Source organism: Candidatus Nitrosopumilus sp. (assembly GCF_028278985.1).
GTDB lineage: Archaea > Thermoproteota > Nitrososphaeria > Nitrososphaerales > Nitrosopumilaceae > Nitrosopumilus.
The window spans coordinates 1-13660 of the sequence record NZ_JANQTA010000022.1; the positions used below are offsets into that span (position 1 = coordinate 1).

Sequence of the window (13660 nt, forward strand, 5' to 3'; positions counted from 1 at the left end):
TGCTGGGCTTGTGGCGCAGAGTCAATTTGACGCGAAACATGGATAGCGTGGTAGCCTCCTAAGTTACAGGTCGAGGGATCGAAGCCCTCCAAGCCCGTTAAAAAATTTGGAAATTTAAATACAAAGACAAATTGTTCAATGTATGAAAGTTGTTGTGATTTCAGGAAGTCCTAGAAAAACAGCTAATACACAATATGTAATGAATTATGTTTATGAATATACAAAAACAAAAAATCAAGATACAAAACTAATCAATTTATCTGATGGTCAAGTTGAATGTTATAGAGGACCCGATGAGGACTATAATCAGGCTACAATTGATGCTGCAAATAGCCTAATGGATGCAGATGTTTGGTTAATTGGCACTCCAATCTATAATTCATTTTTTAGTTCTGCCTTGAAAAATCTCTTTGAGTATGTAAATTATAAAAAAACTGAGGGTAAAGTTGCAGGTATGGCAATTCTTGCAGCAGGCCAAATAGGATTCATAGATGTTCAAACTTTGCTTACCCAATTACTTTCATACTTTAGAATCATAACAAATCCTAAAGCAGTTTTCTTAACTACAGAATCAATATCTGAAAATTCTGTTTCAGATACAGATGCTCAAGATAGACTAAAACAAATGGTGGATGAGACATTAGAAATTGCTTCCAAGTTGAGAAAATAATTTGTTAAATAAAAAAAATTTTGAAACTAGAAAAAATTTGATTGGTTTTTAATTGAAAATTATGGTTTTTATTTAGAAAAAAAATAGATTTCAATATTTTTTCACAAATGCTGAATTTAGATAAATTTGGCATATTCTATTAAAATTAGAATGTAAAAGTAAAATATTATGAATATTCTAGGAACTTTGTGAGTATGAAAGAAGATCTAACCGAAATTTGTTCATGTAAATGTCATTTTGGTGGGGCAATCAGTTGTCCTAGTTGTAAAAGTAATCACGGAATGGAATGTTCTCACTGTAGTAAATAATTCTATTTTCCTTTAGTCTTTCGTTCAGATGCAAGCATTTTGAGATTTGCAAGTTCTGTTTTTAGTGATTCAATTTGTACAAGTGTTTGTAAATTAGATATTTCTTGATTTAATCTTTCAATCTCACTATCTTTTATCTTTACAGATTCTTTTAGATCATTTAATTCTGAAGATAATTCATTTTGAATTTGTTTTATCTCTGTTAGACTAACTTGTGAACCAGAAGTTGTTGTTTGAATAGTCTCTGTGTTACTCAAGCTTTTTTTTTCGCTGTGAGCGTGTGCTGGAGCATGATTATGCATGTAATCAGCACTTTTTTGTGCTATCCAACATGTGAAAACTAGAAACCATGTGATAGGAACTGCCATAATGAATACAAAATTCAATATTGGTGCCATGTCTACAAAGTAGGGCCACAAACCAGTAAGAACTGCAGCAAAAATACCTGTGGAAATTGTTGCCAAATGGTTTCCTAAATATCCCATAAATTAATTGAAAAAATCATTGTTTATAATAGTAATGCTGGGATCCGTGCCTTGATAATATAATTAAAAAGAAAAAGGAACCGTGTTTATTGGTCTTCTTCAGTAGCAGCAGTTGCTTTAGGCATATCGGATTGTAGAATTTGGATTTTTTGTAGTAGTTCAGTTCTCAGATCCCTTGCAACTCGTCTGACTGTTGGTCTTGGAACACCAAGTTCATCAACAACTTTGGTGTAGATATCTTGCTTGTCGGTTACCCCTTTGTCAAGATAAGAATTAATTGCTTCTTTAATGATTGTACTTTGGTTTGTACGATTCAACGAATTCTAAATTTTAGTTGTTCTATATAAGACTATAACTTTGAAAATTCTAAAATGTCATTTTTGAAAGTTGCAGATTTTTGTTTTTAAAAAAATAAAAAAATTTTCAAAGTCCTAATTCTAAAAATTGATCAACGAAAAACGTACAGAGAATTATGGATTTTTCAACATCCTTCATGTATCTATAAAAATTTTCAAGTATTGATTCACAAAAGACTCTTATGATAAGACATCAAATCGTTCTTAATGACAACAGCTAATATTGAAACAAATTTTGGAAAAATTTCATTTAACCTATTACCTGAATTAGCTCCTGAAACAGTCAGAAACTTTGAGAAATTAGTAAAAGACGGATTCTACGATGGAACTCTCTTTCATAGAGTTATTCCTGGATTTATGATTCAGGGAGGGGATCCAAATACAAAAACAGATAACAAAGGTTCATGGGGTATGGGAGGACCAGGGTATACTGTCAAAGCTGAATTCAATTCTCGTTCACATTTGAGAGGCATAGTTTCTATGGCTAGAGCACAAGATCCTGATAGTGCAGGCTCACAATTTTTCATCGTTACATCAGATAGCACTTTCTTGGATAGACAGTACACTGTATTTGGTGAAGTTACAGAAGGAATGGATGTAGCAGACAAAATTGTAAATCTTGACAGAGATGGCAATGACTGTCCATTAGAGAAAGCACAAATGGTTCGTGTAACTGTGGAATAAATGAAGAAAATTTTATTTTCGTTTTTAATTTTATTTTCATTAATTGTGATTTTACCTTCAGCATATGCACAAGAATTTAGTTTTGGAGAAAAAGCTAAACAAAAATCAGTTGAAGTAAATATTTCAGAAGATGGTAGATTATTTGTTACCCATATAATTGATTCATCAAATTCTCAACAACAATTAGATCTAATGGATGGAACAATCAAGAATCTGTCAGTAACAGACGAAAACGGAAATAAAAGACAAATTACAACAATTGGAGAGAATAGTATCTTAATTTTATCTTCACAAACAGATACAATTGTAAATTATGAGTTAGAAGATGTTTTAGAATTTAACAATGATTATTGGACACTAGAATTTTTGTATTTAGAATCTACCAAATTCTTCATGCCAGACAGAATACAGTCATTTTATGTAAATGATCAAATAGTAAATTTGGGAGACAAGCAAGGTTTTGTTTGTCATGGATGTCAAATGATTTTAGAGTATTCATTTGATGAACCAAGAATTATACAAAATGTAAAATGGGAAGAACAAAAATTTGATGTAGAAATAATTTCTCATGTAGAAATTAGTAATTTTGTTTTTAATCAGCCAGAAAAAAGTTTGACATTTGAGATTTCAGAAGAAAGTAAATTTTTGACAATTGTAATTCCACTGGAATTACTTTGGGAACCATACACAGTATTTTTAGATGATGAAATAATCAAAGTTCTTCCAATTAGTAGTAATGGAACTCATGTTTCTTTGTTGATAAAACCTGAAACTTCAGGAGAGATCAGTATTATTGGAACTACGGTTGTTCCAGAATTTCCTATAATTGCTCCCCTTGCAATAGGATTTTTGATAATTCTAGCTATGCCATTTGTAAAGAAATTCAATCTCCACTAGAGCCACAAGAACAAAATCCATATTCATCTATTCTAACATTACAAACAGGGCATTTTTCCCCATAATCGACTTCCCATGGTTCTTTTCCAAATAATCTAAAGTGATCATCAATTTCAATAGGAATTTCTCGCTTTTTTTCCAATGAATTGTATAAGTATACCAAGTATAGATAAGTTCTCAGAGAAAATTTGAAGATTGAATGCGGTTGTCATTGTATAAAATGCAAAAGTACTGATTTAGAGTCATTTCAAGTTGGAAAAACTGAAAAAGATGGGTATTTTGACATGCATCACACATGTAATCAATGTAATACACATTTTGATCATCTAGATGGACAAATTTTTGAAAAATGTGAAAAATGTAATTATTCTATGCAATAATTTGTTCTTCTACAAAATAATGTGTTCTGTTATCACTTGAATTTTTCATAATTTCTTTGTTTGATGCCATTTTGGCCAAAGCTTTTGAAACATCCAAAGGACTTGTAGCCCATCCATATTCTCTTAATTGTTCAACAGTTTCAGTAACAGTTCTTGGGGAATCAAAGAATTTACTTGTCTCTAAAATTCTTAATTTAGCTTTGATTTCTCTTTCATTGATTAATTTAGGTTCATTAAATTCAGGTTCAAATGCTTCTGCATCATCAAGATATTCTAAACCATATTGTGCTGGTTCAGATTCTGGAGTTTGTTGTGTATCAGTTTCATAAACAATTTGAGCCTTATTTTCAGGCAAGTGACTAGAAAGATTTTCAATTACTTCACTAATTGTTTGGTTGTCAACATAGAAATCTCTAGAATCAACCTCAATTTCATTCTCTCCAAGCTTTAGTTTTATTCTAGCCATTGAAAAATACTCATGTAATTTTGATTTATTTTGTTAGCTCTAAGGAGCTTTAAGATTAGATCAAAACTTTTACACAATTTATTCGGATTTTTTTCCATTTGAGTTAAAATGTTATTTTGTTATTATTAGGCATGAAATCATCCAAAAAAGGAGGCTTAATTGTATTATTTGTTCTAGCCATGAGTATTTTTGGATACTCTCAATATGCATCGGCTTCACAAATTGAAGTGAATATTACTCAAAGTGAATTACTTAGTGAAACCGATTCAGGCTCAAATTATAATGTAGAATTACAATTTCAAAATCCATCACTTTTGATTTTAACTGCTGGTGAAACTGAATTCTTTGTATTATCAAATGATGAAATGATTGGAAAGGGTGAGTTAGAACCATTTACTCTTCAGCCATTATCCAGTAGTTATGTTGGAGGAACATTCCACACTGATATTGAAGAAAATGATGAATCAAAATCAGTAAAAATTACTGGAGTGACAAAATATGATATGATTTTAACATCTATTGATGTTCCATTTGTCTATTACCCTACAGAAGAGCAAGCAAGAGAATTTATACATCAAGAGTAGTTTCATCTCAAATGCTAACAGTTTTTGGTTCTACAGCCTTAGATACTATTAGAACCCCAAAAAAAACTCTCAAAAATGTTTTAGGTGGAGCAGCTACATTTGCTGCAATTTCAGCCAGTAATTTTGTGGATACTGGATTAATAGCAGTTGTAGGAAAAGATTTTCCTAAAAAGCATCATAATTTGTTATCAGAGCATCTTGATTTGAAAGGCTTTACAATAAAAAATGGAAAAACATTTCGATATGATGGAAAATATGATGATACTCTAAGTACAAGATCAACATTAAAGACAGAACTAAATGTTTTAGGAGATTTTAAGCCAACTGTTCCTGAAGAATACAAGAAATCTCAATTTGTATATCTTGCAAATAATGATCCTGAGCAAAATACAAAATTAATCAAAGAGTTTGACAATGTTAAATTTTCAATGTGTGACACAATAGATTTTTGGATTGCAACAAAACGTCAAGCAGTTATCAAGATGATTAAATCTGTAGATGCAGTTGTGATCAATGATGAAGAGGCAAAATTACTCACAAAAGAATTCAATTTGATAAAATGTGCTAAAAAAATGATGAATTGGGGGGCAAAATACGTGATAATTAAGAAAGGAGAACATGGTTCTCTCATGTTTTATGATGATGTAATTTTCCCAACTGCAGGTTTTTCATTAGAAGATGTTGTTGATCCCACTGGTGCTGGAGATTCATTTGCAGGTGCAATGATTGGTTATTTGGCTAGCAAAAAATCTACTAGTCTATCTGAAATTAAAAAAGCAGTTGTTTATGGAAATGTAATGGGATCTTTTGCAGTAGAACGATATGGTTTAGATGGATTACTAAAAATCAAGAAAGGAGATATTGGTAAACGAGTCAAAATGTATGAAAAGATGATTAGATTCTAAAAAGACTTAAGTCTAATTATTTTTCAAATCATTCTAGTTGACACAAGAAATTTCTGAAGATGTAGATCGATTAGAAACTATATTCAAACTTCAAAAAGGACTATCAGAAATGATGAAACTAGATAGATATCCAAAGGATTCTGAAGGAAGGGTTTCAGCATTATCTACTGCAATAATGCATGAAGCAGTTGAATTACAAAGAACCACAAATTGGAAATGGTGGAAAACGCCTACAGAATTTAATAAGGCAGAAGCAAGAGAAGAGCTTATAGATATTTGGCATTTTGTTGTACAAGCATCACTAGAGCTAAATCTTTCTCCTGATGATATTGTCGAAGAATATAAAAGAAAAAATGAAATCAACAGAGAAAGACAAAGAAACGGTTATTGAAGTAACTTTATCTTTTTTTCAATAATATCAAAATCAATTTCATTAATCATATTCTCTAAATGAATATATTTTTGAAAATATTTTATTTTGTTTTCAGAGCAAGTGACAAATGGATCTGGGCTTTGTGAATTTATAATTCTATTTTTTGAGTCAATTCCATTTTTATGTAATTCGAAAAGTGAATGACCAGCCTTGTGTCCCCAAACTTCTTTTCCACACACGATAATGGTCTTGACATTTTTGTTTTTGAAAACATAATCAATCATTGAATCAATTCCTTTATTTTCAGATAATAATCTCCCAGCAATACAAATCTGGTTCAAAATATCAGAATTTTGGAATTTTTTTAGTAAATCTATGCTTGAAAGAGTACATACTGCCACAGATGAGCCTGAATTGCCCAGAAATCTTTCTTCAGGAATAGGCAAAATTACCTTGCATAGTTCTCCAATTGCTTCTCCTAATGCATTCATAAAACTTCACGCATAATCTTTGCAATTTCATCGAGATTCTTTTTTGTTACTTTAGGATGAATAGGGATGGAAAGAACATTTGCTGCTGCCCAATCAGTAATCGGCAATTTTGTTTTTAATTTGTAAAATGGAGTTTTGTGAACTGGGGTTGGATAGTAAGCTGCTGCACCGATTCCTTTTTCATTTAATTTCTTGAGTAATTTGTTACGTTTGTTTGTAGCAATTGTGTACAAATACCAATTAACATTTTCATATTTTTTTACTTTTGGTAAATCAATTTTTAGATCAGAAATTAGTTTTGATAAATAATTTGCATTGTTCTTTCTTGCTTTCAAAAATTTTGGTAGTTTTTTCATTTGTATTGTTGCAATAGCTGCACTGATTTCTGGTAATCTAAGATTTAGGCCAAATATCCTAGTATCATATCCTTTTACCATACCATGATTTCTAATCATCAATAGTTTATCATGTAATTTTTTGTTGTTTGTTACAATAAATCCTCCTTCTCCAGCTGTCATAACTTTTGCAGGATACATGCTGTAGCATCCCATTTCAAAAAATGTTCCAGTATGTTTACCTTTGAATGTTGAACCTAATGACTGTGCTGCATCCTCAATAATTGGAATATGATATTTTTTTGAAATTTCTGATAGTTGTGATACATCTGCAACATTTCCATAGAGATGGACAGGAATTATTGCTCTTGTTTTCTTTGAAATTTTGCGTTTACAATCTAGTGGATCAATAGTATAATCTTCTTTCTTAATATCTACAAAAACTGGTTTTGCACCAACTGACAAAACTGCATTTGCTGTTGCAACAAATGTGAAAGATGGTAGTAATACTTCATCACCTTTTTTGATATCTAATGCTAATAGAGCAGCTTGAAGGGCAGCAGTTCCAGAATTTACAGCAATGGCAAACTTTGATTTTGTAAAGGATGAAACCTGCTTTTCAAATTGTTGAACGTGTTTTCCACCATGATTGGCAGCAGATGTAAGTGCTCCATTTCGTAAGATTGAGGTTACGGCTGAAATTTCCTCTTTGCCTACTATAGGAATGTTGATTGCAACCTTCAATAGTAGTTGTGCTTATAACTAGTCTATAAATCTCCTCAGGAACGCATGAATTTTTATATTTCAAAATTTGGCAAACGGCATTATGAAATCACGACATCTAGAAAGAACGGATCCAGGTTACAAAGTCTACCTGTACATTTTCTATGTTTGTGGTTTCATCATGGGTGCATCTTTGGTCTTTGGTGTTTATGTTACGATGCAAGAATGGTTAGCAAATGGAACCTATGTAATGGGAGAAACAATTCACAATACAACAATTCCTTTTGAGAATTTTGCTAGAGTTTCAACATGGATTTTCTTTTCAACAATAATTGGATGGTATTGTGTTTCAAGAATTGGATGGAGAAGAACTGCAGGAAATAAAATTGTTGGAGTCAAAATGGCTTTATTACAATTGATGTTACTAGGATTCTCAATCATTACCCTATACGAAGTATTATACAATTTCACTGTTCTAAATGCCCAGATTGCTGCTGGAGTAATTGACGGAATGGTTCCAGATATTGATAGATTATCAGTAGCGTATCCAGATCCTGATCGTCCGTGGAACTTAGTTTTTGCAACAAAAGTATTTCTTGCTGCATTCATTATCAGTACACATGCATTCTATCTTAGCATAAAGCCAAGAAAGAGTTTAGATGAATCTGAAGAGTAGAAATCTCTAAAAACTATTTTTTCTAGTTAGTCTATAATTTATCATGGGATTGTTTGGCTCAAATACAAATAATCTAAAATGTAAAAAATGTGGAACCGTTCTTCCAGATTATGATCGCCTCAAAAGACATCAAGAAAAAGCTCACAACAAAAAGAAAGAAAAATGCAGAGTTTGTGGGGCTGAATTTAACACAACTGATGAAATTAGAAAGCACGAGAAAAATTGCAAATAAATGAAATTATGATTTTATTTTGCTGGTCGTTTTAGTGCTTTTTCTATAGATTCAAGATTAGCAATCTCATTTTTTGAGTTTAGGGTCAATGTTTGGATCATTTCTGAGCCTAATTGAACAGATTGTTCAGGTAAAGTTTCTAAAAATTTCTCCAGTCCTTTCTTATAATTTTCAATTAACTCTAATCCTTCCTCAAGAGTCATACTAATTCACAGGGGTTCCATTATACAAAGTTTCAAAATTATTTTGAATAGCTTTATAGGCTAACTTTGTAAAAGTTGTTTTGATTTGGATGTATTAGAAAAAGTTGATTTAATTGAAAAACCTCCAACTGAAGAAGTAGTTACCAGAGATGAGTTAACAGAGTTATTCAAGACAAATTCTTCACCAAACCATTACATTGGATTAGAGATTTCTGGATTTTTGCATCTTGGAAGTTTAATTAGTACTGGTTTCAAAATTAATGATTTTGTAAAGGCAGGTGTTAATTGTAAAATTTTTCTTGCAGATTGGCACACATTGATTAATGATAAGCTTGGTGGAAATTGGGAAACAATTTCTAAAGTTTCAAAATATTATCAAGATGCTTTCAAATTAGTTTGTCCTGATGCAGAAATTATTTTGGGATCAAAATTATATGAAGAAAAAACTGAATATTGGTCTGAGCTTGTACGATTTACAAAACATATGTCAATAGCAAGAACAATGAGAACACTTACAATTATGGGACGTTCTGAAGATGATAATAAAATTGATGTAGCCAAATTACTTTATCCAGCAATGCAGGCAGTTGATATTCATTCGTTAGATGTTGATATTGCACATGCTGGAATGGATCAAAGAAAAATACACATGTTGGTTCGAGAGATTTTTCCAAAAATGAAATGGAAAGTTCCAGTAGCTATTCATCATAAACTACTTCCAGGACTATCAAAGCCCGCTGATCCAAATGAAATTGTAGGTAAAATGAGCAAATCAGATCCAAATTCAGGCGTATTTGTTCACAATTCTGATGAAGAAATCAAGAAAAAGATTAGCAAGGCATGGTGTGAAGAAGCAAATATCGAGAATAATCCTCTCTTAGAGATTGCACGAACTGTAATTTTCCATGAATTTACTGAGATGAATGTTGAACGTCCAGAAAAATTTGGAGGAAATGTTTCATATGCTAATTATGAAGAATTAGAATCTGATTTTAAAAATAAAAAATTGCATCCAGGAGATTTGAAACAAACTGTAGGAAATTATCTTGTAAAGATCGTATCACCAATTAGGGATAAACTAAATCTTAGTGATGAGATTTTTGAAGCAATAAAGAAAAGTTACTAAACTTTAAGATCAGGGTTTGTTTGTTCTTCTAGATTGTATTTTGATTTGTATCCTCTTGGATTAATCATTAAATCTTTGTAAGTATAAGTTGAAGAATTTCCTATAATGACCGTACTAACCATTCCAAGTTCATCTGAATGGTTTGGTAAGTTTTCTAAGTCAGTCATCACTATAGTTTCAGATTCTCTATATGCACTTTTGATAATTGCTACAGGTGTTGTTGGTTTTCTATACTTTAGAAGAATTTTTCGAGTATCTTGAAGTTGGTGAACTCTTTTTTTGCTAGCAGGATTGTAAACGACAATAACAAAATCACCTTTAGCAGCTGACTCTACTCTATTTTCAATAACTTCCCATGGAACAAGTAGATCACTCATACTAACTACTGCAAAATCAGTCATTAATGGAGAGCCAATAATTGATGCACATGAATTCAAAGCTGAAACGCCTGGAACAATTTCTACTTGCAATCCATCCTCAGGATTCCATCCAGTTTCTGCTAGAGTTTCATAAATTAAACCAGCCATTCCGTAAATTCCTGGGTCTCCACTAGAAACTAAAGAAACAATTTTACCTGATTTTGCAAGATCAATGCACTGATGTGCACGCTCAACTTCTTGTGTCATAGCATAACGATAAACAGTTTTACCTTCAATAAGATCTTGAACTAAATTTACGTATGTTTCATACCCAACAATTGTATCACTTTCAGAAATTACCTCTTTTGCTCTAAACGTCATATGATCATGGTGTCCAGGTCCAACACCTACAATGTTTAATTTCCCAGTCAACATAAATTGAAATTTTTTTGAATAATTTATCCGTTTAGAGATGATTCCTATTGGAAGGGATCAACAAATGGACAATTTACAATATGATCACTGTTTGTTGGTCTTGCAATACTAACCGAGATCATATTATCATCTCTAAAAGAATCAATATCTGATTTTGTCTCAAGTAGTTTTGCATTATTACTATCATTCCACTCTACAAGATAGATTCTCCACATCGGACTGTAATTTTTATCACCTAATGCAGCTGAAGCAATTCCTGGTTGGAAACCTAATGGACCAGTTCCTGTTATTCCGTTTTTGAATTGGAATAAATCAACTGCTGCAAGACTTGTGATTAAATTAGAAGATGATGGAGATGAAATAACACCCATTGTTTGAGCTGGACCAGAAGGAGTTGCATCAGTAACAATATAGTAAATTGTTCTTCCATCAGGTCCCCATCCTCTATGAGCAACAAAAGTTACAGTCATCTCTTCAGAATTAATTTCAGTAATTTGACCACCACCATATGGCATGTCATCTGTGATAGTACTATCAGGACGAACTTGCATTTGACCTTCAGGCCAAACAATTTGAGGAGTATTCAATACAATTCCAGTTTCATTAAATTCAATTCTTTCTTTTTCTTTAGCTTCAAGAATTTCTTCTTCAGTTTCAAAAATTGTTTCTTTTTGTCCAGGTTTCCAAGTAATTTCAATTAAAGAACTTAGTGCACTGTATTTTGATTCTTGTACAGGAGTAGATGAAAATACTTCGGCTTGATATCCAAGTATTCCTTCTCCTTCAACACCATTTTTGAAGATGTAGATTTGTTCTAATGCATCTTCAGGAGTTTCAGCAAGAGGGGGTGCAGGTTCAACTTTCCAGCCTTGTTTTTCAGTAAGGAAATTAGAATATTCTTCATCACTTCCGTCAGTAATGATGTACAATACTTCTTTTCCTTCAAAAATTCCCTTATGCATTGGAATTGTGGCAGGAACATTAGCTTTTGCAAGTAGTAACGATGGTTCTTCTTTTTCAAATTCAATTTTTTGCATAATAACTTCAGTTGGTTGCCCTCTAATCCAACCATCCACACTTATTGTAGATGTAAATTGTTTAGAATTTGATGAATGTAATCCTACTGCCGCACCTGTAAATTCAAAACTTCCAGCTTTTTTCTCCGAATCAATTAGTGATAAACCATAGATGGTTTTTCCATCAACACTCCAAGTAGGTTGGCCTTTGGCCTCCTGAGGACTTATTTCATGAAGAATTACTAACTGCACAGGCTCACTTGAAGTATATGTGATAGAGCCATCATAAATTGTTCCTTCATTTGGAGATAAGATTAATGATAATTGATGATTTTCATGTCCCTGACCAGGATCTTGAGAAGATTGAATAGTTTGAGTAAAGTGAATTTTTTTTCTAGAGCCAGCATCTGCAAATTGATCAGAAAATGTAGATATTGAAATTATTCCTAAAGCTAAAACGCCAATAACAGTAATTGCAACTAGTTTTTTCATTATAACATTGAATCCTTTTTTCCTTTAAATGATTTTGTCTTAATTGATTTTGTCAAGTTCAAATTCATTATGTAATGCACGAACAGCTGCACTAGTGTCAGAATTTTTTACAATAAATGCAAGATTCATTTCTGATGAGCCTTGTGTAATCATTGAAACATTTACTTTGTTTTTCTGGATTGAACCAAAAACTTTGGAAGCCACACCTACAGTTCCTCGCATTCCAGAACCTATCAACGCAATTATTGCAACATCAGTTGTAACTTCAAGTTTCTTGATGATTTTTCCTAATAACTCCATTTCAAGTGCACTAACTGCTTTGTCAAGATCTGAATTTTTTACTACAATGGTAATACTGGATTCAGAAGGATTCTGAGAGATCATCATAACGTTGATTCCAGCCTTGGCTAATGTTGCAAATATTTTGGCAGCTGTACCTGGATTTCCAACCATACTTCCTCCACGAATATCAATTAGACCATTATTTTTCACATTACTAACACACTTTACAGTATTTTTTACAGATGCAGAGGGAGAGGCAGTTACAAGAGTGCCTTCATTTTTTACATTAAAAGAACTTCTAATCTTCATAGGAATTTTCTTTGAGATTAATGGTTCAAAGGTACGTGGATGAATTTGTTTTGCTCCAAACAATGCCATTTCAACTGCTTCAACATAAGATACTTCTTTGAGTAATTTTGCGTTTTTGACAATTTTTGGATCTGCTGTCATTAATCCATCTACATCACTCATTAGCCAGATCTCATCTGCTTTCAAACAAGAAGCAATAGTAGTTGCAGAATAATCAGAACCGCCTCTACCAAAAGTTGTTACATGTCCATGCTGATCAGCACCTGCAAAACCACCTACAACAGGAATTGTTTTCTTTGAAAATAATCCATCTACTGTTTTTGAGACACGAAGTCTAGTAGTATCCATTAATGGTTTTGATTCACCAAAGTTTGAATCAGTAACAATTCCTACTTCTTTTCCAGTAAGTGGTATTGATTTTTTCCCAATATCACGAATAGCAGCAGATACTAATTTTACTGATAATCTTTCTCCAAATGAGATCAAATAATCCATTGAACGAGCGGTTACTTCTCCTAACAGAACCATACCATCAATTAATGCTAATAATTCTGCAAAATCTTCTTCAAGTTTTAAGATTAACTTTTTTCTAACATCACTTTTTTTGATTGTTTGTTTTGCTAGTTGTTTATGACGATTAGTAATTTTTGATGCAAGTTGTTCTGCTTTAGATTTATTTTCTTTTTTAATTGATTCAGAAATTTCAATTAAATCATCTGTGGTCCCACTAGTAGCAGAACAAACAACTACAATTTCATTTTTCTTTGATAGTGTACTGATATACTTTGCCACATTCTGAATATCTTTTGCAGATGAAATGGATGTTCCTCCATATTTTATTACAAGTCTCATTTCAAAATACCTGAACTAGTT

At 32.0% G+C, this 13660-nt stretch carries 19 protein-coding genes and 1 tRNA gene; 10 read left to right on the forward strand and 10 right to left on the reverse strand.

Annotated features, from left to right (window positions below; all coding sequences use genetic code 11):
• Positions 1–4 precede the first annotated feature (4 nt).
• Positions 5–97: transfer RNA gene (locus tag Q0941_RS07480), tRNA-Arg, on the forward strand.
• A 45-nt stretch (positions 98–142) separates the two neighbouring features.
• Positions 143–670: an NADPH-dependent FMN reductase gene (locus Q0941_RS07485; protein WP_299292607.1), complete on the forward strand. Its 528-nt coding sequence runs from the start codon at positions 143–145 to the stop codon at positions 668–670.
• A 310-nt stretch (positions 671–980) separates the two neighbouring features.
• On the opposite strand, the gene Q0941_RS07490 is transcribed toward Q0941_RS07485, so the two are convergent.
• Both Q0941_RS07490 and Q0941_RS07495 read right to left on the reverse strand, forming a co-directional pair.
• On the reverse strand, positions 981–1463 hold the full coding sequence (locus Q0941_RS07490) for a hypothetical protein (protein ID WP_299292609.1): 483 nt from the start codon (positions 1461–1463) through the stop codon (positions 981–983).
• Positions 1464–1549: 86 nt separating this feature from the next.
• Positions 1550–1780, reverse strand: a complete 231-nt coding sequence (locus tag Q0941_RS07495) for a hypothetical protein (RefSeq protein ID WP_299292611.1) — start codon at positions 1778–1780, stop codon at positions 1550–1552.
• 246 nt (positions 1781–2026) lie between these two features.
• Between Q0941_RS07495 and Q0941_RS07500 the strand changes: the two genes are divergently transcribed.
• Complete coding sequence (locus Q0941_RS07500) at positions 2027–2503, forward strand: peptidylprolyl isomerase (RefSeq protein ID WP_299292613.1); 477 nt, start codon at positions 2027–2029, stop codon at positions 2501–2503.
• A complete protein-coding gene (locus Q0941_RS07505; protein ID WP_299292615.1) occupies positions 2504–3400 on the forward strand; it encodes a hypothetical protein in 897 nt (298 codons plus the stop codon). It abuts the gene before it with no gap.
• Here Q0941_RS07505 and Q0941_RS07510 read toward each other — a convergent pair.
• Positions 3387–3542, reverse strand: a complete 156-nt coding sequence (locus Q0941_RS07510; RefSeq protein ID WP_299292616.1) for a hypothetical protein — start codon at positions 3540–3542, stop codon at positions 3387–3389. The two genes, Q0941_RS07505 and Q0941_RS07510, sit on opposite strands and share 14 nt — an antisense overlap.
• A 227-nt stretch (positions 3543–3769) precedes the next feature.
• Positions 3770–4246, reverse strand: coding sequence for a hypothetical protein (locus tag Q0941_RS07515; protein WP_299292618.1), 477 nt, complete (start codon positions 4244–4246; stop codon positions 3770–3772).
• Between the two features lie 131 nt (positions 4247–4377).
• On the opposite strand from Q0941_RS07515, the gene Q0941_RS07520 reads away from it, so the two are divergent.
• The 3 genes from Q0941_RS07520 to Q0941_RS07530 are packed head-to-tail and all read left to right on the forward strand — an operon-like array spanning position 4378 to position 6126.
• Positions 4378–4830, forward strand: a complete 453-nt coding sequence (locus tag Q0941_RS07520; RefSeq protein WP_299292620.1) for a hypothetical protein — start codon at positions 4378–4380, stop codon at positions 4828–4830.
• Between the two features lie 11 nt (positions 4831–4841).
• Positions 4842–5735: a PfkB family carbohydrate kinase gene (locus Q0941_RS07525; protein WP_299292621.1), complete on the forward strand. Its 894-nt coding sequence runs from the start codon at positions 4842–4844 to the stop codon at positions 5733–5735.
• 37 nt (positions 5736–5772) lie between these two features.
• Positions 5773–6126: a dUTPase gene (locus Q0941_RS07530; protein WP_299292624.1), complete on the forward strand. Its 354-nt coding sequence runs from the start codon at positions 5773–5775 to the stop codon at positions 6124–6126.
• On the opposite strand, the gene Q0941_RS07535 is transcribed toward Q0941_RS07530, so the two are convergent.
• Together Q0941_RS07535 and Q0941_RS07540 are read right to left on the reverse strand one after the other, a co-directional pair.
• Positions 6120–6599, reverse strand: coding sequence for a tetrahydromethanopterin S-methyltransferase subunit A (locus tag Q0941_RS07535; protein ID WP_299292626.1), 480 nt, complete (start codon positions 6597–6599; stop codon positions 6120–6122). The genes Q0941_RS07530 and Q0941_RS07535 overlap by 7 nt on opposite strands.
• Positions 6596–7678: a DegT/DnrJ/EryC1/StrS aminotransferase family protein gene (locus tag Q0941_RS07540; protein ID WP_299292628.1), complete on the reverse strand. Its 1083-nt coding sequence runs from the start codon at positions 7676–7678 to the stop codon at positions 6596–6598. Before Q0941_RS07540 ends, Q0941_RS07535 begins: the two co-directional genes overlap by 4 nt.
• 82 nt (positions 7679–7760) lie before the next feature.
• Here Q0941_RS07540 and Q0941_RS07545 point away from each other — a divergent pair, with 82 nt between their 5' ends.
• Together Q0941_RS07545 and Q0941_RS07550 are read left to right on the forward strand one after the other, a co-directional pair.
• On the forward strand, positions 7761–8333 hold the full coding sequence (locus tag Q0941_RS07545) for a hypothetical protein (protein WP_299292630.1): 573 nt from the start codon (positions 7761–7763) through the stop codon (positions 8331–8333).
• A gap of 43 nt (positions 8334–8376) precedes the next feature.
• Positions 8377–8565 carry a C2H2-type zinc finger protein gene (locus tag Q0941_RS07550; protein ID WP_299292632.1) on the forward strand — a complete coding sequence of 63 codons (189 nt, stop codon included), beginning with the start codon at positions 8377–8379 and terminating at the stop codon, positions 8563–8565.
• A gap of 14 nt (positions 8566–8579) precedes the next feature.
• Here the strand turns inward: Q0941_RS07550 and Q0941_RS07555 are convergent, their stop codons facing one another.
• Positions 8580–8768: a hypothetical protein gene (locus Q0941_RS07555; RefSeq protein ID WP_299292634.1), complete on the reverse strand. Its 189-nt coding sequence runs from the start codon at positions 8766–8768 to the stop codon at positions 8580–8582.
• A gap of 85 nt (positions 8769–8853) precedes the next feature.
• Here Q0941_RS07555 and Q0941_RS07560 point away from each other — a divergent pair, with 85 nt between their 5' ends.
• Positions 8854–9894 (forward strand): tyrosine--tRNA ligase, encoded by a 1041-nt coding sequence (locus Q0941_RS07560; protein ID WP_299292636.1) that lies wholly within the window; start codon positions 8854–8856, stop codon positions 9892–9894.
• Here the strand turns inward: Q0941_RS07560 and cobJ are convergent.
• The 3 genes from cobJ to Q0941_RS07575 are packed head-to-tail and all read right to left on the reverse strand — an operon-like array spanning position 9891 to position 13639.
• On the reverse strand, positions 9891–10685 hold the full coding sequence (gene cobJ / locus Q0941_RS07565; RefSeq protein ID WP_367277483.1) for a precorrin-3B C(17)-methyltransferase: 795 nt from the start codon (positions 10683–10685) through the stop codon (positions 9891–9893). The genes Q0941_RS07560 and cobJ overlap by 4 nt on opposite strands.
• Positions 10686–10732: 47 nt before the next feature.
• Positions 10733–12196, reverse strand: coding sequence for a hypothetical protein (locus Q0941_RS07570; protein ID WP_299292640.1), 1464 nt, complete (start codon positions 12194–12196; stop codon positions 10733–10735).
• Between the two features lie 39 nt (positions 12197–12235).
• A complete protein-coding gene (locus tag Q0941_RS07575; RefSeq protein WP_299292642.1) occupies positions 12236–13639 on the reverse strand; it encodes an aspartate kinase in 1404 nt (467 codons plus the stop codon).
• Positions 13640–13660: the final 21 nt, after the last annotated feature.